General features: G+C 62.7%; 18 protein-coding genes. 14 read left to right on the top strand and 4 right to left on the bottom strand.

Annotated features, from left to right (window positions below):
• Positions 1 to 107: 107 nt before the first annotated feature.
• Positions 108 to 545 (top strand): hypothetical protein, encoded by a 438-nt coding sequence (locus BR71_RS24060; RefSeq protein ID WP_156038857.1) that lies wholly within the window; start codon positions 108 to 110, stop codon positions 543 to 545.
• Positions 546 to 703: 158 nt separating this feature from the next.
• On the opposite strand, the gene BR71_RS06575 is transcribed toward BR71_RS24060, so the two are convergent.
• Together BR71_RS06575 and BR71_RS24065 are read right to left on the bottom strand one after the other, a co-directional pair.
• Positions 704 to 1,696 carry a DUF2860 family protein gene (locus BR71_RS06575; RefSeq protein ID WP_162179192.1) on the bottom strand — a complete coding sequence of 331 codons (993 nt, stop codon included), beginning with the start codon at positions 1,694 to 1,696 and terminating at the stop codon, positions 704 to 706.
• Positions 1,697 to 2,014: 318 nt separating this feature from the next.
• Positions 2,015 to 2,227 (bottom strand): hypothetical protein, encoded by a 213-nt coding sequence (locus tag BR71_RS24065; protein WP_156038859.1) that lies wholly within the window; start codon positions 2,225 to 2,227, stop codon positions 2,015 to 2,017.
• A gap of 214 nt (positions 2,228 to 2,441) precedes the next feature.
• On the opposite strand from BR71_RS24065, the gene BR71_RS06580 reads away from it, so the two are divergent.
• Complete coding sequence (locus tag BR71_RS06580) at positions 2,442 to 3,026, top strand: hypothetical protein (RefSeq protein ID WP_156038861.1); 585 nt, start codon at positions 2,442 to 2,444, stop codon at positions 3,024 to 3,026.
• A gap of 68 nt (positions 3,027 to 3,094) precedes the next feature.
• Here BR71_RS06580 and BR71_RS06585 read toward each other — a convergent pair whose 3' ends face one another.
• Positions 3,095 to 3,904 carry a hypothetical protein gene (locus BR71_RS06585; protein ID WP_043634541.1) on the bottom strand — a complete coding sequence of 270 codons (810 nt, stop codon included), beginning with the start codon at positions 3,902 to 3,904 and terminating at the stop codon, positions 3,095 to 3,097.
• Between the two features lies 1 nt (position 3,905).
• The gene (locus BR71_RS06590; RefSeq protein ID WP_043634544.1) at positions 3,906 to 5,588 is read right to left on the bottom strand and encodes an ABC1 kinase family protein; all 1,683 of its coding nucleotides are present in this window, start codon (positions 5,586 to 5,588) and stop codon (positions 3,906 to 3,908) included.
• Positions 5,589 to 5,930: 342 nt separating this feature from the next.
• Between BR71_RS06590 and BR71_RS06595 the strand changes: the two genes are divergently transcribed.
• The 12 genes from BR71_RS06595 to BR71_RS06645 all read left to right on the top strand — a co-directional run bounded on the left by BR71_RS06595 (position 5,931) and on the right by BR71_RS06645 (position 17,552).
• Complete coding sequence (locus BR71_RS06595; protein ID WP_043634549.1) at positions 5,931 to 6,707, top strand: C40 family peptidase; 777 nt, start codon at positions 5,931 to 5,933, stop codon at positions 6,705 to 6,707.
• 74 nt (positions 6,708 to 6,781) lie between these two features.
• Positions 6,782 to 7,003, top strand: a complete 222-nt coding sequence (locus BR71_RS06600; RefSeq protein WP_174243663.1) for a hypothetical protein — start codon at positions 6,782 to 6,784, stop codon at positions 7,001 to 7,003.
• A 79-nt stretch (positions 7,004 to 7,082) separates the two neighbouring features.
• Complete coding sequence (locus tag BR71_RS06605) at positions 7,083 to 8,327, top strand: lipoprotein-releasing ABC transporter permease subunit (RefSeq protein ID WP_043634552.1); 1,245 nt, start codon at positions 7,083 to 7,085, stop codon at positions 8,325 to 8,327.
• Positions 8,320 to 9,021 (top strand): lipoprotein-releasing ABC transporter ATP-binding protein LolD, encoded by a 702-nt coding sequence (lolD, locus tag BR71_RS06610; RefSeq protein ID WP_043634555.1) that lies wholly within the window; start codon positions 8,320 to 8,322, stop codon positions 9,019 to 9,021. Before BR71_RS06605 ends, lolD begins: the two co-directional genes overlap by 8 nt.
• 34 nt (positions 9,022 to 9,055) lie before the next feature.
• Positions 9,056 to 10,339, top strand: coding sequence for a mechanosensitive ion channel family protein (locus BR71_RS06615; protein WP_081555873.1), 1,284 nt, complete (start codon positions 9,056 to 9,058; stop codon positions 10,337 to 10,339).
• Positions 10,340 to 10,357: 18 nt separating this feature from the next.
• Positions 10,358 to 10,981, top strand: coding sequence for a response regulator transcription factor (locus BR71_RS06620; protein ID WP_043634558.1), 624 nt, complete (start codon positions 10,358 to 10,360; stop codon positions 10,979 to 10,981).
• Positions 10,981 to 11,445, top strand: coding sequence for a dihydroneopterin triphosphate diphosphatase (gene nudB / locus BR71_RS06625; RefSeq protein ID WP_043634562.1), 465 nt, complete (start codon positions 10,981 to 10,983; stop codon positions 11,443 to 11,445). Before BR71_RS06620 ends, nudB begins: the two co-directional genes overlap by 1 nt.
• Entirely contained in the window at positions 11,442 to 12,122 is a 681-nt protein-coding gene (creB, locus tag BR71_RS06630) for a two-component system response regulator CreB (protein WP_043634566.1), read from the top strand. The genes nudB and creB overlap by 4 nt, the downstream gene beginning before the upstream one ends.
• Positions 12,123 to 12,124: 2 nt before the next feature.
• The gene (gene creC, locus BR71_RS06635; RefSeq protein ID WP_043634570.1) at positions 12,125 to 13,543 is read left to right on the top strand and encodes a two-component system sensor histidine kinase CreC; all 1,419 of its coding nucleotides are present in this window, start codon (positions 12,125 to 12,127) and stop codon (positions 13,541 to 13,543) included.
• Positions 13,544 to 13,637: 94 nt separating this feature from the next.
• Complete coding sequence (gene creD, locus BR71_RS06640) at positions 13,638 to 14,987, top strand: cell envelope integrity protein CreD (RefSeq protein ID WP_043634573.1); 1,350 nt, start codon at positions 13,638 to 13,640, stop codon at positions 14,985 to 14,987.
• A 172-nt stretch (positions 14,988 to 15,159) separates the two neighbouring features.
• Positions 15,160 to 15,336, top strand: coding sequence for a hypothetical protein (locus BR71_RS24070; protein ID WP_156038862.1), 177 nt, complete (start codon positions 15,160 to 15,162; stop codon positions 15,334 to 15,336).
• Positions 15,337 to 15,353: 17 nt separating this feature from the next.
• On the top strand, positions 15,354 to 17,552 hold the full coding sequence (locus BR71_RS06645) for a phosphocholine-specific phospholipase C (protein ID WP_043634576.1): 2,199 nt from the start codon (positions 15,354 to 15,356) through the stop codon (positions 17,550 to 17,552).
• The last annotated feature ends 46 nt before the right edge of the window (positions 17,553 to 17,598 follow it).

Consider the following 17,598-nt stretch of genomic DNA (forward strand, 5'->3'; position numbering starts at 1 on the left):
CAAAATTTTTGTCTAGAGTGGAGTAGAGGTTGATTTGGCTGCATGGCGCAAAGCTGACAGCGTTGCGAGTGTGGTACGGCTTATACTCTATTGACAAGGATGAATAAATGGAATCCCAAGCAAATTCTAGTTTTTTGAGAACGACATTTCGATTTGTGAGCGCGGATGGGCGATTGTTGAACTTAGATAGCGTATTGGTGTATTCGGTTGAAAAAGAGTGGACTTTTTTGCCTGAAGGCCTGGGGCCAAGCCAGAATCCGGGGATAGGCAATCTTGCTATCTCCAGCCGGCAGTTTGGCAGCTCCTCTAATTGCATTGTTACATTGGACATCGATCCGGTTATTGTAAATAATGTACCTTATGCCTCTGACGGGGCTAGCTTGATTTTTGGCATTGATGGCAGCAATGCGCATATCAATATTCATAAAGATGGCAGCATGGGCGTTGCCGGTATATATGGAGCCACGCCTGATATTGTGAAGTGGGAGTATGAAGTTAATAAAGTGGGCGGGGAGTCTACTTTCTACTGTAAGAGCAAACGATAAGGTAGGTGCCGGTATCGTATGATCTGGTAAGGTTTATCGGAAAATACAATGTAAAAAACCCGCGGAAGCGGGTTTTTTACATCGCAGCCATTCTTGCTCAAAAACGGTTGAGCTCAAAAACGGTTGAGCTCAAAAACGGTTGAGCTTGGTGCGCTTGTTTAAAACGAGTAAATCAGCCCCACGCCAAACGAGCGGATTTCAGCGTCGTAGAAGCTGATGTCGGCGTTGGATTTGCCGTAGGCGGCGCTGACGAAGCCGGACAGCGCCTTGTAGTCGAACAACTGGTGGCGCAGATAGCCGACATCGATGGCGTAGGCCTTGCTGTCGGCTTTTTTATTGCTGAACAGCGGGTTGGCCTGGTCGAAGCGTTGCTGGCGGTAGAGCAAGCTGGCGGTAAAGGTGTTGAGGTCGCTGCTGTAGGCGTAGTCCAGGCTCAAGCCGTAGCTCTTGTTGCTCATCGCGCCGCCGTCCAGCTTGTCTTTGCCCCATGTCAGGCCGGGGGTCAGCGTTTGATTGGGGGCGAATGCCCATTCATAGCCCGCTTTCAGCAAGGTGGCGTCGCCGTTGCGGTTCAGCGTGGCGCGGTCCGCCGCGCTGAGGCCGGCCACGCTCTGGCCGCTGCGCTCGTCGTCTATCTTGATGTTGCGTTGGGTAAGCTGGGCTTTGAAGCCGGTGCCCATGATGTTTTCCCAGCCCAGCAACACGCCGGTGGATTTGCGCTTGGTGCCGTCGCGGTCCACGCCCACGGCATAGGGGTCGGTCCAGGTGTTCTTGCTGAGGCCGCCGTAGAGCAGGCCGGCGGAGACGATGCCGTTGTTGCCCACTTGCTGGCGCACGCCCAGCTCCAGCGTGTCGTCCATGCCCAGCGGGTCGTGGATTTGGCTGTCGAACACGATCTGGGTGCGGCTGGCGGCGAGGGTGTAGCTAAGGCTCAGCACCGGCAGCGCGAAGCTGTCGTTGTGGGATTCCGGCGCGCTGTTCAGGCTGTTGGTTCTTTGGTTTTTGTCCCCTTTGAAGAGGTTGGATTTGACGCGGTTGCCGCCCACGCCCAGGCCGATGCTGCCGGAGAAGCCGTTTTCTTCCGGTATCGGGTCCGCCATTGCGAATTGAGCCGCTAGCAAAGCGGACAAGCCCACGCATATAGTGCGCATATTCATCATCCTCAAATAAAAAAGAGCTACTTTGGTTTTCGCCGACGCGGCATTGCATGGCGTCGATTTATGCAAAATGGATTGTTTGTCCATGTTAAGCCGTCGGCTGGCCGATGTGTCGCTTGCCGCGAAAATTTAGCCTGAGATCGCTTTGTTTTAGCCGCGGCTTGTTGCGGAATTGCCATCGCGAGGCGATCGCTCTCGCAGAGGGAGAGGCTGTTGCCGTGCGGACAAGCTGGGCCGGAACGAGTTTTGAAACCAGCCGGCCGGTGGCGAGGTGAAATGGGCAAGGCGGCCATGGCCGACTTTGTGCATGTATTAAGTTTGAGGCAGTGTTTTACGCAAGATCTGCTGCAGCGAGAGTTCGTAGGTGTTGAGCCGGTCAATACATTCAAACACGTCCAGCGGCGCGATGTTTTGCATCAACACTTGTTCAAGCCGGGGGAAGAAGCCAGCCCAGGGGAAATTGGGCGTAGCAATGGGGCCGGTTGCGGTGAAGAGCAGGGGATCTGTGCAGAACGGGCTCTGCAATCCCGGTGCCTGTAATCTCAAGCGCGGCCGCTTTATTGCCGGCCGGATCGCACAGGCAAGGCTTGGGTTTCTTTCGCATTGCGTTTTCTTGCAATGCAATATTTGATGGTAGTATCGATCGCTCAGCAAATATGCTCAGAGAAAGGCCGGCATGACGGGTTGTCGCGTTTTTATCTGGTCGGTCTTGTTGCCTTTGGCCTTGTCCGCTTGTTCCATGCAACGCTCCGCGGACGGCGCGCTCAGCCGTAGGCTGGATGTGCAGGAGGCTTTGTCTTTTGTGCATCAGGACGTGCCGCTGGCTGGCAATCACTTGGTGCTGCGCTCGTCGGCCTTGTCCGGACGTTATGAGCTGAAGTTCTACGACCGGCAGCTGGTGGTGCCCTTGGATGAGCGCTGGAGCAAGGTGCGGGTGATGAACGCCAGCGAGCAGGGTGGAGACTTGGTGGTGCTGCTGCGCGCGGACGACGCGGAGTGCGCGCCGGCCTATCGTTTGCTGAGTGTGCGGGATTATCAGGTCAAGAGTTGGACCCTAGTCGCCAGTTGCAATCAGAGTGAGGTTATGACGGTCAACTCGGATGACGGAGTTTGGCGCGCGCGCCAGCAGCGCAACCGTTTGAACGCGATGGTGTGGACCTGGCGGGACGGCCAGCTGGAAGCGAGACTAGAGCGGCCGGCGTCGGCTTACGATTCTCCGCGCACGGTGACGCGCGACGGTGACCGGGCAGGCCGTGGCCCGCGCCGCGAGCATGACCGCGACGAGATGCCGGACTGGGCGCGTTGGTTGCCGCCTGCCGGCTAGGCCAGCTGGGCTAGAGAGACCCTCTTTCGCCTTGTCTCGCCCTTGCTCGCGAGATCGTAAGCGGGTTCTTACTGTGGCGTCACCCTCACTTTGATGCTGCGCTCCAGCTGCACATTGCTGCGGCTGATGCCGATGAGCACGGTTTCCTGGCCGCTTTGGTCGCGGCCGATGCCCCCCACTGTCAGCCATTCTCCCACCGTGCCTTCCACCGTGGTGGCCAATTTGGCGCTGTCCAGGTTCTGGCCGTTGAAGGCTTGTTGGCTGGCGGCCAGTTCCAGCGTCACGCGTTGGCCGTGCAGCCGAGGGCGGGCGTAGAAGCCGGTGACGGCGTCCTGGTAGCGCACGCCCACTACTGGCCGGCCGTCGGCGCCGAACATCAGCCAGGGCAGCGGCCGGCTGCTGCCTATCTCGATGAAACCGGTTTTGCCGTCCAGCATGCGCAAGGCCTGGCTGGCTTGTAGCCGGGTGTTGGACTGGCTGGCGCCGCCGGCAATCACTACCTGGCTGCCGGGGCGTACTGTCATGGGCTTGCCGGTGCTGATGCTGTAGCCGCCGCCCTGCACCTGGCCGCCCAGTTGCACCGCGGATTTGCTTTCTCGGCTCACGCCATCCTGGGCCACTTCCACCAGCAGGGATGATGATTTAACGTCCAGCTGGCGGATCAGCCTGCGCAGTTCCGCGCTGCGGCCGGGCGGGGCGTCCAGGATTAGCTGGTTGCCCAGCGCGCCCAGTTTTTCGCCCTCGCGCAATTGCGGCCGCAGGGCGGCGGCCACTTCGTCGCCGTCGCGCCAGTTGAGAGTGATGACGTCGGCGGCGTTGGCCGCGGCGGCGAGGCCAAGCAGCGTGGCCGCGATCAGGGTGGTCTTGCTTGATTTCATGTCACAAATCCTTGCCGGAGCGCCAGATGGCCCATACCAGCCACACGCTGTTGAACATGGCCAGCATGAAGCCGACGAAGCCGAAGAAGGGCAGTCCGAATAGTTTGGGTCCGGCGTTGACGGTCATTACGATGGAGGAACCGATGATCAGGCAGCCGGTGACGATGCCCATGGTCAGCCGGTTGGCGCTGCGGTCCAGCTGACGGCCGAAGCTGTCCAGTCGCTGCAGGTCCAGGTTGACGCGGAATTTGCCGTGGCGCATGTCCTTGCCCATGCGCATCAGGTCTCGCGGCAGGCTGGAGAGCATGGCCAGCGCTTCGCCCAGCGAGTGGCGGCCGCGTTTGAGCAGGGCCGCCGGGTGGTAGCGGGCAATGGAAAGCTCGCGCACAAAGGGGGTGATATGGGCGATGAGCTGGAAATCCGGGTCCAGTTGGCGGCCCAGGCCTTCCAGTGTGATCAGCGCCTTGAACAGCATGGCCATGTCTGGCGGCAGCAGGATGGAGTGGTCGCGGATCAGTGCCATGATGTCGGCGATCAGCTGGCTGATGTTGATGCCCTTGAGGGGCACGTGTTCGTACTGAAACAGGAATTCGCCCACATCGTGGGCGAATTGGCGTTCGTTGACCGGAGTGTTGCCGGTCCATTCGATCAGCACGTCGATGATGCCGGCTTCGTCGCGGTTGGCCACGGCGGCGAGCAGATCGACGATTTCGTCGCGGCGGCCGTGGCTGATGCGGCCCACCATGCCGAAGTCGATGAAGGCGATGCGGTGCTCGGGCAGGAAGAAAACGTTGCCGGGGTGAGGGTCCGCGTGGAAGAAGCCGTGGATCAGGATCATCTTCAATACCGCGTCCGCGCCCCGCTGGGCCAGCAGCACCGGGTCCAGGCCGCTGTCGGCCAGTTGTTCCAGCCGGGCGGCCGGCACGCCGGCGATGTAGTCCTGCACATTGACGGCGGCGTTGGTGTAGTCCCAGTAGACCTTGGGTACCCGCACTTCCGGATCGTCGGCGAAGTCGCGGGCGAAGCGCTCCGAGTTGCGGGCTTCCACCGCCAGGTCCATCTCCCGTTTGAGCGAGCGGGCGAACTGGCCGACGATTTCCACCGGCTGAAAGCGGCGCACATCGGGGAACTCCAGTTCCAGCAGGCCGGCCAGGTGGTTGAGGATGCGCAGGTCCGCTTCCACTTTCTCCACAATGCCGGGGCGGCGCAGCTTGACCGCCACGTCGGTGCCGTCGTGCAGGGTGGCGCGGTGCACTTGGGCGATGGAGGCGGAGCCTATGGGGTTGAGATCGAAGTGGGCGAACACGGTTTCAGGCTCGTCGCCCAACGCGGCCTTGACCAGGCGGCGTACCGCTTCCGGACGCACCGGCGGCACCTTGTTTTGCAGCTTTTCAAATTCGGCGATCCAGTCCGGCGGGAATACGTCCACGCGGGTGGAGAGGATCTGGCCCAGTTTGATGAAGGTGGGGCCCAGTTCTTCAAAGGCGAGACGCACCCGCACCGGGGTGGGCGGGCGGTTTTCCGGCTCCGGCAGGTTGAGGTTCAGCCATTGGCCGGCTTTTTCCACCGCGCGCGGTAATTTTAGCCTTTGGGCGAATTCGCCCAGGCCGTGACGGATCAGGATGCCGCTGATTTCCTTCAGTCGCGGCAGGTCGCGCATGGCGATCAGGGTTTCTCTCAGCATCGGTTTTGCCTTGTGGGCATTGGTTTTCGCTCAAAAACAAAGGCTTGCCGTCCGGGCGCGCCGGTACCGTCCCGCCGCGCGGGGTGGTCGCCGGCCATGCCAATGCGATGGATTGTACGCCATTAGAGCGGCTAACAAAACTCCTGATGCTGCGTTGCGCCGACTTGCCGTACTCAAGTACTGCCTGCGTCGGCGCGCCTTGCCTCAGACGTGAAACTGACTTTTGTTAGCCGCTCTTAGTGCGGGCTGTCTCGTCCAAGGTTCAAGCGGGCCGGCCCAAAGCGCTGGAAACGGCCTGCCTGCGGCTTTACACTGCCGCCCCCGTCCGATAGAGTTTGGCCTATGAAATTGCAACTCCGCTTAATGACTCTGGTGCTGGCGGGCTTTATGGTATTCGCTGAAGCGGCTCCGGAAAAGGCCCCTCCGGAGGGGCGCCCCGCGGCGGAAGCTAGCGCGCAGTCCGGCCAGGACGATCCCATCTCGAAATTCTCCTCCCCCGCGGAAGACGCGGTGGGGGATCTGCTGTTGCAAGCCATGAGCCTCTTGGGCGTGGCCTATCGTTTTGGCGGCAATTCGCCGGAAAACGGCCTGGATTGCAGCGGTTTTATCCGTTATGTGTTTCAAAAATCCCTGAAAGTGAACCTGCCGCGCACTTCGGCTGAAATGGCCCGCGTGGGGAAATCCATCAATCGCAGCGAACTCGTGCCCGGCGATCTGGTCTTTTTCAACACCCGCGGCTTCAGTTATTCCCATGTGGGCATGTACATGGGCAACGGCAAATTCATTCACGCGCCGCGCACCGGCAAGAATATCGAAGTGGCCAATATCAACCAGAGTTACTGGAACGGCCGCTTCAACGGCGCGCGTCGGGTGAATCGCAGCACGGCGGCGCAGTCGGCGGACACGTCCGACGATCTGAACGTGGCGGTGTCGACGCGGAAGGCCTCGGCGGAAAGCGCCCCGGCGGTCAAGTGCCGCAAGGGCAAGAAGTGCAAGCCGGTGGCCGCCAAAAAAGGCGGCAAGGCGGAAGCCAAGAAGGCGGGCAAGAGCGGCGGCAAGGCGACGGCGAAGAAGGGCGGCAAGGCCGCCGGCGGCGCCAAGAAAAAAGCCAAGCGTTGATTGGCGGCTTAAGCTGATAAAGATGCAGGAACAACATTGCCCGCGTTGCGGGCAATGTGCTTTGGAGCGAGATGATGGCATTGAACGTGACTATTCCGGTGTGGAAAGACCCGCAAGGCAATGTGGTGGCTTGCGTGGAAAAACTGAAAGTGATGCAGGAGAACCTGGAAGAACTGGCACAGCTGGCGCAGGACGCGTTGGAAGACGCTGTGCTGATGGGCTGTGACGAAGGCCAGGTCAAGGATTTCCTGGTGCAGGTGATGCAAAGCCTGCACAACCCCTATCAAGGGCGCTGAGCGCCGTTTTCATCCACCCCCTCGGGTTGGCCGCCGCGCGCGGCGAGCCCGCGATTCGCTCCGGAAAGGGGCTTTTTTGATGCATTGGCCTTTTGAAGCCTTTATCGGCCTGCGTTACTTGCGGGCCAAACGCCGCAACGGTTTCATTTCCTTCATTTCCCTGATTTCCATCGTCGGCATTGCGCTGGGCGTGGCCGCGCTGATCATTGTGTTGTCGGTCATGAACGGCTTCCAGAAGGAAATACGCGGCCGCATCCTGAGCGTGGCCTCGCATCTGGAAGTGAGCACTTATGACGGCCGGCTGGATCATTGGCAGCAGGTGGCCCAAGTGGGCAGCGCGCAGCCGCATGTGTTGGCCGGCGCGCCCTTCGTCAACGGCCAGGGCCTGTTTACCGCTTACGGCAATGTGCGCGGCGGCCTGGTGCGCGGCATCGAACCGGCGCTGGAAGACAAGGTGGTGGACGTGGGCCGTCACATGGTGGCCGGCAAGCTGGAAAACTTGCGTCCCGGCGAGTTTGGCATGGCGCTGGGCGCGGAACTGGCGCGCCAGCTCAATGTGGGCCTGGGCGACAAGGTGATGCTCTTCGTGCCGCAGGGCATGATCACGCCGGCGGGCATGCTGCCGCGCTCCAAGCAGTTCACCGTGGTGGGCATTTTCAAGGTGGACATGTTTGAGTTCGACTCTACGCTGGCGATGGTGCACCTGCGCGACGCTCAGGTATTGTCGCGGATGGGGGACAGCGTCAGCGGCGTGCGCTTCAAGCTGGACGATCCCATGCTGGCGCCGACGGTGAAGCAGGCGCTGCGCGCCAAGTTGCCGCAAAACCTGGTGACGGACTGGACCGACACCAACTCCAATTATTTCCGCGCGGTGCAGATCGAGAAAAGAATGATGACCATCATCCTGACGCTGATCGTGGCGGTGGCGGCGTTCAATCTGGTGTCCACGCTGGTGATGGTGGTAACGGACAAGCAGGCGGACATCGCCATTTTGCGCACTCTCGGCGCGTCCCCGGCCAGCATCATGAAAATCTTCATGATTCAGGGCTCGGTGGCCGGGGTGCTGGGCACCTTGTCCGGGGTGGCCTCGGGCGTGCTGATCGCCTTGAACCTGGATGTGATCGTGCCGCTGATCGAACGCATTATAGGCAGCAAGATTTTGTCCAGCGAGGTGTATATGATCGACTACCTGCCTTCGGACGTGCAGTGGAACGACGTGTCCACCATCACCCTGATTTCCCTGCTGCTGGCCTTGTTCGCCACGCTGTACCCCAGCTGGCGCGCGGCGCGTACCCAACCGGCGGAGGCTTTGCGCTATGAGTAATGTGTTGTCGTGCCAGGGTTTGGGCAAGTCCTATAACGAAGGCAAGCTGCAACTGACAGTGTTGTCCGATGTCAGCCTGACGGTGGAGAAGGGCGCCAGCCTGGCCATCGTCGGGGCGTCCGGCTCAGGCAAGAGCACGCTTCTGCATTTGCTGGGCGGGCTGGATACGCCCAGTTCCGGCCGTGTGGAGGTCTTGGGGCGCGATCTGGCGACTTTGTCGGAATCCGAGCGTGGCCAGCTGCGCAACGCGTCGTTGGGCTTCGTTTATCAGTTCCACCATTTGTTGCCGGAATTCAGCGCGCTGGAAAACGTGATGATGCCGTTGCTGATTCGCCGCATGCCGCGCAAGCAGGCGGAGCGGGAGGCGAGCGAGATGCTGGGCCGCGTGGGGCTGGGGCAGCGCTTGCAGCACAAGCCGGGCGAACTGTCCGGCGGCGAGCGTCAGCGGGCCGCGATTGCTCGCGCGCTGGTGACCCGGCCGGCCTGCCTGCTGGCGGACGAACCCACCGGCAACCTGGACGTGCACACCGCCAAGCAGGTGTTCGATCTGATGCTGGAACTGAATCGCACACTGGGCACCAGCCTGATCATCGTGACCCATGATTTGGGGCTGGCCGCGCGCACGCAGCGCATGCTGCGGTTGAACGAAGGCAAGCTGGCGGAGACGGAGCGCGCCGCGGGCGAGCCGGCTTAACATTCGAAATCTAGACTCCAAAAGGGAGATTATTTTGCTGTTCAAGCGTGAAGAAATCGACTTCGATGCCTTGCTGGACATCCTGCAAACCCCGTCCGGCATGATGGAGGCGGCGATAGGCGTGTTGTGCGTGTTCATCGCCTTCCATCTGGCCCGTTTCGCCTTCAAGCAGTTTTTCGACCACAACCCGGAGCGCTATGAGCGCTTTTTGCCCTATGTGGGCTTCCGCCTCGTGCTGCCGGTGGCGGCGCAGGCCTTGGTGATGCTGTCTCGTTCCGCTTGGGTGCACTTGCTGCACGAGCGCGCGATGGTGCTGCATCTGCTGAGCGCGATGCTGTTCTGGCTGACCCTGATCCGGTTGTGTTGCGCGGTGGTGCGCCAGGCGCTGCCCAAGGGCCGTTTCGAACGCCATACCGAGCATTTTCTCGCCACGGTGCTGTGGCTGGGCTTTGTCAGCTGGGCCATCGGCTTCGACATGGTGGTGATCGAGTGGCTGGAGTCGATGTCGTTCTCCGTGGGCAAGAGCCGCCTGAACATGCTGACCATACTGAACGGCTTGCTGTGGGTGTCCATCATCGTGGTAGTGGCTTTGTGGGCCAGCCGCTTGATCGAATCGCGCTTGCTGAACCTGAAGCATCTGGACCCCAGCCTGCGCATCGTGTTCGCCAAGCTCACCCGCACCGGGCTGCTGATCGCCGCGGTGCTGATCGCGCTGCCGGTAGTGGGCATCGATCTGACCGTGCTGTCGGTGTTCGGCGGCGCGGTGGGTATTGGTTTGGGCTTCGGCTTGCAGAAGATCGCCAGTAATTTCGTATCCGGCTTCATCATCCTGCTGGACCACTCCATCCGCATCGGCGACCGCTTGATGGTGGAAAACCGCGTGGGCTACGTCACCAAGATGACCTCGCGCTATGTGGTGCTCAAGGGGGCGGACGGCACGGAGGCCTTGATTCCCAACGACTCGCTGATGTCCAACACCGTGGTGAATCAGTCGTATTCCGACAAGAGCATGTGGACCAGCCTGCCGGTGTCGGTGGCTTACGGCACCGATCTGGACAAGGCGCTGGAGCTGCTCAAGCAGGCGGCCAATCACCCGCGGGTACAGCAGGACCCGGCGCCGCGAGGCTTTGTCACTTTATTTGCCGACAGCAGCATCAATCTTGAGCTGGGCTTTTGGGTGGCGGACCCGGAAAACGGCTTCATGGGTTTGAAATCCGATTTGAATATGGCAATTTGGCGCTTGTTCCAGCAACATGGCATTCAAATGCCGTTCCCGCAGCGGGAAATCCGCATTCTCAACGATAAGCCGCAAGAATAAGGCAGGGGAGACGCCGCCATGGCAGGCAAACGCTTGGCAATCATAGACGACGACGCCGCGGTGCGGGAGTCGCTGGTATGGCTGCTGGACGGCCAGGGTTATCTGGCCAGCGGCTTCGACAGCGCGGAGGACTTCCTGGCTTGCCCGGACGGCGGCGACTTCAACGGCATCATTCTGGACCTGAGGCTGTCCGGCATGAGCGGCATCATGTTGCTGGAAAAGCTGGCGGGCTGGCCTTACTGTCCGCCGGTGATCATGCTCACCGCCCACGGCGACGTGCCGCACGCGGTGGCGGCGCTCAAGTTGGGCGCGCTGGATTTCATGGAGAAGCCGTTTGACGACGAGCGCTTGCTGGAGCGCGCCGAGGCCGCCGTGCTGCGCGACGAGCAGAACCGTCTGCTCCACGGCCGCCGCAGCAAGGTGTCCGCGGCCTTGTCCTTGTTAACGGACCGCGAGCGCGAGGTGATGCAGCTGATCCTCACCGGCAAGCTGAACAAACAGATTGCGGAAGAGTTGGCCATCAGCATGAAAACGGTGGAAGTCCACCGCGCTCGCGTGTTCGACAAAATGGGCGTCAAATCCGCGGTGGAGCTGGCCGGCTTGCTGGCCAGCCAGAGCCCGGCCAACGGGGGCAAGCGCTGATGGGCGACAAGCAACCGGTATCGGTGCTGGTGGTGATCCACACCGTAGACGGCCAGGCGCTGCTGATCGAGCGCGCCGACAAGCCCGGCTACTGGCAATCCGTGACCGGCAGCCGAGAGGGCGAGGAAGCCTTGCGCGACACCGCGCTGCGCGAACTGGCGGAGGAAACCGGCCTGGTCCTGACGCGGGACGATCCCCGACTCAGCGACTGGGGCCTGGTCAACCGCTACGAAATCTATCCGCACTGGCGCCACCGTTATCCGGAAGGCGTCACCCACAACGACGAGCATGTGTTCGGGCTGTGCCTGGAGCGGCCGGTGGCGGTGACGCTGGCGCCGCGCGAGCATCTGGCCCAGCAATGGCTGCCGTGGGACGAGGCCGCCGACAAGGTGTTTTCTCCGTCCAACGCCGAGGCGTTGCGGGTGCTGCCGCAAAAGCTGGCGCCGGTGGCGGTGCGGCCATGAAGCCCTTGATCTGGCTGGCAGAGGACGAAGCCGGCATCGCGGACACTTTGATCTACACGCTGGAAACCGACGGCTTCGCGGTTGAGTGGTTCGAGCGCGGCCTGCCCCTGCTGGAGCGGCTGGATCACGCCGCCCCGGCCTTGTGCATCCTGGACGTGGGCCTGCCGGACATCAACGGCTTCGAGTTGTGCCGCCGGCTGCGCGAGCGCGCTGATCTGCCGCTGATGTTTCTGACCGCGCGCAGCGAGGAAATGGACCGCATCATCGGCCTGGAGATCGGCGCCGACGACTACGTGGCCAAGCCGTTTTCGCCGCGTGAAGTCAGCGCCCGCGCGCGCACCATCTTGCGGCGCTACGCCAAGGGACAGGCCCCGGCCTCCGCTCCGGCGCCCGCCGGATTCGAGCTGGACGAGGCGCGAGCCTGCATCCATTTCGCCGGCCGCAAGCTGAACCTGACCCGCTACGAATATCTGCTGCTGAAAACCCTGCTGGCGGAGCCGGGCCGGGTGTTTTCGCGCCAGCAATTGATGGAGCGGGTGTGGCGCGACGCCGAGGACAGTTTCGACCGCACCGTGGACACCCACGTCAAAACGCTGCGCGCCAAGCTGCGCGATATCGACCCCGACGCCCAGCCCATCCAGACCCACCGCGGCCTGGGATATAGCCTGGGCGAGTGAGCATGCGCTTCGGCCTGCGGCTGTTCCTCGGTTATTTCCTGATCGTGGCGGTGGCCGGCTGGTTCGTGCTGGCCATCTTCACCCAGGAAGTGAAGCCGGGCGTGCGCCGCGCCACCGAGGGCACGCTGGTGGACAGCGCCAATGTGCTGGCCGGCATCGCCGCCGCGGACATGGCGGACGGCGACATCGCCAACGGACGGCTGGCCCGCGCCTTTCGCGACAAAGCGCGGCCGCCCATCGCCGCCAATATTTCCGGCATCGTCAAAAACGCCATGGAGTTCCGTGTCTACGTCACCGACGCGCGCGGCATGGTGATTTTCGACTCCAGCGGACGCGATTTGGGGCGCGACTACTCGCGCTGGAATGATGTTTACCGCACGCTGCGCGGCGAATACGGCGCGCGCAGCACTCGCAGCAAGCCGGACGATGAAAACAGCAGCGTGATGCATGTGGCCGCCCCGGTGCGGCTGGACGGGCGCATCGTGGGCTCGCTGACCGTGTCCAAGCCCAATGTGACGATGGAGCCGGTGATCCGTCGCAGCGAGCGCAAGATCATGCTGGCCGGCGGCGCGCTGTTGGGCGCCGCCTTGCTGATAGGCGCGGTGATGGTGTGGTGGATCAACCGTTCCATCCGCCGGCTGGTGGGCTATGCCGAAGCGGTGGCGGCCGGCCAGCCGGCCAATGTGCCGAGGCTGGGCAGCCCGGAGCTGGACAGCCTGGGCCAGGCAGTGGAGGCGATGCGGCGCAAACTGGAAGGCAAGGCCTATGTGGAAGGCTATGTGCACACCCTGAGCCACGAGTTGAAAAGCCCGTTGGCCGCGATACGCGGCGCCGGCGAGCTGTTGCGGGAAGACCCGCCGCCGGAAACGCGTCGCCGCTTCGTCGACAACATCCTGGCGCAAAGCCTGCGCATGCAGCAGTTGATCGAAAGGCTGTTGTGGCAGGCGCGGGTGGAGTCCCGGCTAAGGCCGGACGCCCAGCCGCTGGATTGGCCGGCCTTGATCGAGGAAACCGCCGACGGCAAGGCGCTGGCCGCCGCCCGGCGCGACGCGCGCATAGAGCGCCGGCTGACCCCGGCCAGCCTGAACGGAGACCGCCTGCTGCTGACTCAGGCGCTGTCCAATCTGCTGGACAACGCGCTGGAGTTCAGCCCGCCGGGCGGCGTGATCGAACTGCACGGCGCGCTGGAAGAGGGCGGTTATCTCCTCCGAGTGCGAGATCACGGGCCAGGCGTACCAGATTACGGGCTGGAGCGGGTGTTCGAGCGCTTTTACTCCTTGCCGCGTCCGGACAGCGGCAAAAGCACCGGCCTGGGCTTGAGCCTGGTGCGGGAGGTGGCGCAGTTGCACGGCGGCCGCGCCGAACTGCTTAATCACGCCGACGGCGGCGCCGAGGCTCGGCTGTGGCTGCCGTTAGGCTGAGGCGCGCGGACTTCACACGCTTTTCACACCAGCCCATTTCCGCTTCACTCTCCAGGCTTACGCTGTCTCCCGTGATGAAACCAGGAGGCAAGCGATGAAGAAAAACCCCTTATTGACCAAAATCCTGATCCTGCTGGCGCTGTCTTTGGCGCTGCTGGTGCCGGTGAGCGCGATCAGCAACCTGATCTCCGAGCGCAAGCATTACCAGGAAGAAGCGGTGGAGAAAGTGGTGGCCAGCACCAGCGGCGAGCAAACCGTGATCGGTCCGGTGCTGGTGATCCCTTATGTGGAAACCGTGGAGGAAAAGCAAAACGGCAAGACCCAAAGCGTCAAGCGCGAGCTGGAGCGTTACGTGCTGCCGCGCCAGTTGGCGATAGACGGCAAACTGAAGGTCAGCCCGCGCTCGCTGGGCATTTATCAGGCGCTGATTTTCGGCAGCGAGGCCGGCTTCAGCGGGCATTTTGAGATTCCGTCGCAGCCCGAGCTGCTCAAGCCGTCGATTCAGCTGAAAACGCCGTATCTGGCGGTGGGCATCAGCGATCCGCGCGGCATCGGCAAAGTGCCGCAATTGAGCGCTGGCGGCAAAGCGCATCCATTCGCGGCCGGCGCCGGGCTGCCGCGGATGAGCGAGGGCATACACGCGCCGCTGCCGCAGTTGCTGGATTTCGCCAAGGCGCAGACGTTGCCGTTCGCTTTTCAACTCAACCTCCAAGGCACGCGCAGCATCAGTTATGTGCCGGTGGGCGAGAGCAGCACGCTGAGCCTGGCGTCCAACTGGCCGCATCCCAGCTTTATTGGCAATTTCCTGCCGGTGCAGCGCAATGTGGACGCCAAGGGCTTCAAGGCGCAATGGGAGAGCAGCTGGTTCGCCAATAATCTGAACGACCGTTTTCAGCAGGCAGCCTTCAGCGACGGGAAATCCGGTTTGAGCGCCTTGCCGTCCTTCAGTACCGGCTTGGTGCAGCCGGTGGATCAATATCAGCAGAACGAGCGCTCGGTCAAATACGCGGTGCTGTTCATCGGCCTGACCTTCTTGTCCTTCTTCCTGCTGGAAACGCTGCGCAGCTTGCGCGTGCATCCCATCCAGTATGTGCTGGTGGGCATGGCGCTGGTCATGTTCTTCCTGATTCTGTTGGCGCTGTCCGAGCACCTGGGCTTTGGGCCGGCTTATCTGCTGGCGGCGACGGCCTGCGTTGGCCAGATCGGCTTCTACGTCAGCCACATTCTGGGCGGCTGGAAGCGCGGCCTGGGTTTTGCCGGACTGCTCAGCTTGCTGTACGCGGTGCTGTACGGCCTGCTGCAGTCCGAGGACAACGCCTTGCTGCTGGGCAGCCTGCTGCTCTTCGCCGCGCTGACCGCCATCATGACGCTGACCCGGCGGCTGGATTGGTATCGCTTCTCCGCGCGGAGCGAGGAGGCGTCGCCGGCACCGCCGCAGCCTTGACGAAATCATGATTTCTCGGTTTCACAAAACCGCCATCATCAGGTAACGCGTTCTCGCTATCGTTTTCCCGCCCGGCATCGCAGCCGGGCTGGGCAAGGGCCCGGATTCCGCTTTCCGGGCCCTTGGTTTTTCATCGCGGCGCGTCGCGCCGCCACACGACGACTGCACTCCGATGACGCTTACGACTCTTTCGCCAAGGTCCGCCCGTTGGGCGCGCCGGCTGCTTGCCTGTCTGCTGGCGGCCGCGCTAGCCGGCTGCCTGGGCGACAATCAGGACAACGCCGGCCAACCGGGCAACGGCAATTCCGATCAAACCAAGCCGCCGGCCAAGCTCCGCTGCGCGCCCTGAACCCGTACGAGCCCGTCATGACCGATACCCCCGTTTCCTCTTCCCGCCGCCAGTTCATCAAGCGCGGCAGCGCGCTGGCCGCCAGCTCCCTGACGCTGTCCTTGTTGCCGGCCTCCATTCAGCGCGCGCTGGCCATTCCCGCCAATAACCGCACCGGCACGCTTCAAGATGTCGAGCACATCGTGATCCTGACTCAGGAGAATCGCGCCTTCGACCACTACTTCGGCAGCCTGGCCGGGGTGCGGGGCTTCGGCGACCGCTTCCCGCTGCCGCTGGCCGACAGCGCCTTGCTCAAGCGCAAGACCGTCTGGTATCAGACCAACCAGGGAAACAGCGCCACCCCGCCGCGCGTGGTGGCGCCGTTCCATCTCAACACCGCGCAGACTTTCGCCTATATGCGGGTGGAGGGTACGCCGCATGTGTGGTCGGACGCGCAATACGCCTGGGGCAAGGGGGCGATGAACGCTTGGCCCACCTATAAGCAGAACCACTCCATGGGGTATTTCAAGGAGGCGGACCTGCCGTTCCAGTACGCGCTGGCCAACGCCTTCACCCTGTGCGACGCCTATCACTGCGCCTTCCAGGGCGGCACCAATCCCAATCGCGTGTTCCTGTGGTGCGGCGGCAACGACCCGCTGCAACAGGGCAAGGGTCCGGTGATCGCGAACGCCTACGACTCTGTCGATTACAACCCCAAGGGCGGCTATACCTTCACCACCTACGCCGAGCGGCTGGAAGCGGCCGGGGTGAGCTGGAAGATCTATCAGGACATGGCCGATAACTTCACCGACAACCCGGTGGCCGGCTTCCGCAGCTTCCGCGCCGCTTACTTCGGCGAGGCCGGCGCCAAGCCCGCGCTCAAGAGCAAGGGCTTGTCCACCTGGACGCTGGAGGATCTGCGCCAGGACGTGCTGGCCAACCGCCTGCCGCAAGTGTGTTACATCGTCGCCACCGCCGACGGCTCGGAACATCCGGGGCCGTCCAGCCCCGCGCAGGGTGCCGATTACACCGCCCGCGTGCTGGACGCGCTGACCGCCAATCCGGAGGTGTGGAGCAAGACGGTGTTCCTGGTTAACTTCGACGAGAACGACGGCTTCTTCGACCACGTGCCGCCGCCTGCCGCGCCCAGCTATCTAAGCTGGGATCCGGATCCGGCCAAGGCGGTGCTAGCAGGCGGCTCCACCGTGGCTACCGACGGCGAATACCACCATCTGCGTAGCAGCGAAACCAGCAACGAGCGCGCGGACCTGATCCATGTGCCCTACGGGCCGGGGCCGCGGGTGCCGATGTATGTGATCTCGCCGTGGAGTCGCGGCGGCTGGGTCAATTCCCAGGTGTTCGACCATACCTCGGTGATCCGCTTCATCGAGCAGCGCTTCGGCGTCAAGGAACCCAATATCAGCGCCTGGCGACGCGCGGTATGCGGCGATCTGCTGTCCTGTTTCGACTTCGTCAACCCCAACGCGGAACTGCCCAAACTCCCGGCCACCGCCGCGCTGGCGGCGCGGGCGCGAGCCTTGCCCGGCCGCACCAAGCCCAGCGCGCCGGCGCTGCCGGAACTGCCGGTCCAGGCCAGCGGCCTGCGCCGCTCGCGCGCCTTGCCCTACGAATTGCACGCCAGCGCGCGCGTGGACGGCAACGCCGGCACGGTGGAATTGATCTTCGCCAATAGCGGCCAGGCAACGGCGGTGTTCCATGTCTACGACCGCCGTCATCTGGACGCGCCGCCGCGCCGCTACGCGGTGGAGGCCGGCAAGCAGCTGTCCGGGTTATGGAGGGTGAATTACGACGCTAATCTTTATGACCTGTGGGTGCTGGGGCCCAACGGCTTCCATCGCCATTTCACCGGCGACGCCGGTCAACTGGGCTGTGTGAGCAAGGCGCAGCCGGAAATCCAGGTCTGCTACGATCCGGCCGCCGGCGACGTTTATCTGAAGCTGCACAATAGCGGCCGCGAGAACTGCGAGTTCCGGGTGCGCGCCAACGCTTATGCCAAGACCGACGCGCAGCGCGTTGTCGTGGGGCCGCAAGGCGAAGCGGTGCTGAACTGGACCTTGAAGGATAGCTACGGCTGGTACGACGTTAGCGTCAGCGCGCCGATCTTCCCCGGCTTCAGCCGCCGTTTTGCCGGACGGGTGGAAACCGGGCGCGACGGCTACAGCGACCCGGCGATGGGCGGGGCGGCAGTGGGCGATCAGTGGACGCCGCCGGCTTGAACGGATGGCGCGAACGAAAAAGGCGGGGCCGATCGGCTCCGCCTTT

Origin of the sequence: Chromobacterium haemolyticum DSM 19808 (assembly GCF_000711885.1) — a bacterium.
GTDB lineage: Bacteria > Pseudomonadota > Gammaproteobacteria > Burkholderiales > Chromobacteriaceae > Chromobacterium > Chromobacterium haemolyticum.

Coding starts and splice junctions, on each gene's coding strand:
- BR71_RS24060 (WP_156038857.1), top strand. CDS start 108: ATGGAATCCCAAGCAAATTCTAGTTTTTTGAGAACGACATTTCGATTT.
- BR71_RS06575 (WP_162179192.1), bottom strand. CDS start 1,696: ATGCGCACTATATGCGTGGGCTTGTCCGCTTTGCTAGCGGCTCAATTC.
- BR71_RS06580 (WP_156038861.1), top strand. CDS start 2,442: ATGCAACGCTCCGCGGACGGCGCGCTCAGCCGTAGGCTGGATGTGCAG.
- BR71_RS06585 (WP_043634541.1), bottom strand. CDS start 3,904: ATGAAATCAAGCAAGACCACCCTGATCGCGGCCACGCTGCTTGGCCTC.
- BR71_RS06590 (WP_043634544.1), bottom strand. CDS start 5,588: ATGCTGAGAGAAACCCTGATCGCCATGCGCGACCTGCCGCGACTGAAG.
- BR71_RS06595 (WP_043634549.1), top strand. CDS start 5,931: ATGAAATTGCAACTCCGCTTAATGACTCTGGTGCTGGCGGGCTTTATG.
- BR71_RS06600 (WP_174243663.1), top strand. CDS start 6,782: ATGGCATTGAACGTGACTATTCCGGTGTGGAAAGACCCGCAAGGCAAT.
- BR71_RS06605 (WP_043634552.1), top strand. CDS start 7,083: ATGCATTGGCCTTTTGAAGCCTTTATCGGCCTGCGTTACTTGCGGGCC.
- lolD (WP_043634555.1), top strand. CDS start 8,320: ATGAGTAATGTGTTGTCGTGCCAGGGTTTGGGCAAGTCCTATAACGAA.
- BR71_RS06620 (WP_043634558.1), top strand. CDS start 10,358: ATGGCAGGCAAACGCTTGGCAATCATAGACGACGACGCCGCGGTGCGG.
- nudB (WP_043634562.1), top strand. CDS start 10,981: ATGGGCGACAAGCAACCGGTATCGGTGCTGGTGGTGATCCACACCGTA.
- creB (WP_043634566.1), top strand. CDS start 11,442: ATGAAGCCCTTGATCTGGCTGGCAGAGGACGAAGCCGGCATCGCGGAC.
- creC (WP_043634570.1), top strand. CDS start 12,125: ATGCGCTTCGGCCTGCGGCTGTTCCTCGGTTATTTCCTGATCGTGGCG.
- creD (WP_043634573.1), top strand. CDS start 13,638: ATGAAGAAAAACCCCTTATTGACCAAAATCCTGATCCTGCTGGCGCTG.
- BR71_RS24070 (WP_156038862.1), top strand. CDS start 15,160: ATGACGCTTACGACTCTTTCGCCAAGGTCCGCCCGTTGGGCGCGCCGG.
- BR71_RS06645 (WP_043634576.1), top strand. CDS start 15,354: ATGACCGATACCCCCGTTTCCTCTTCCCGCCGCCAGTTCATCAAGCGC.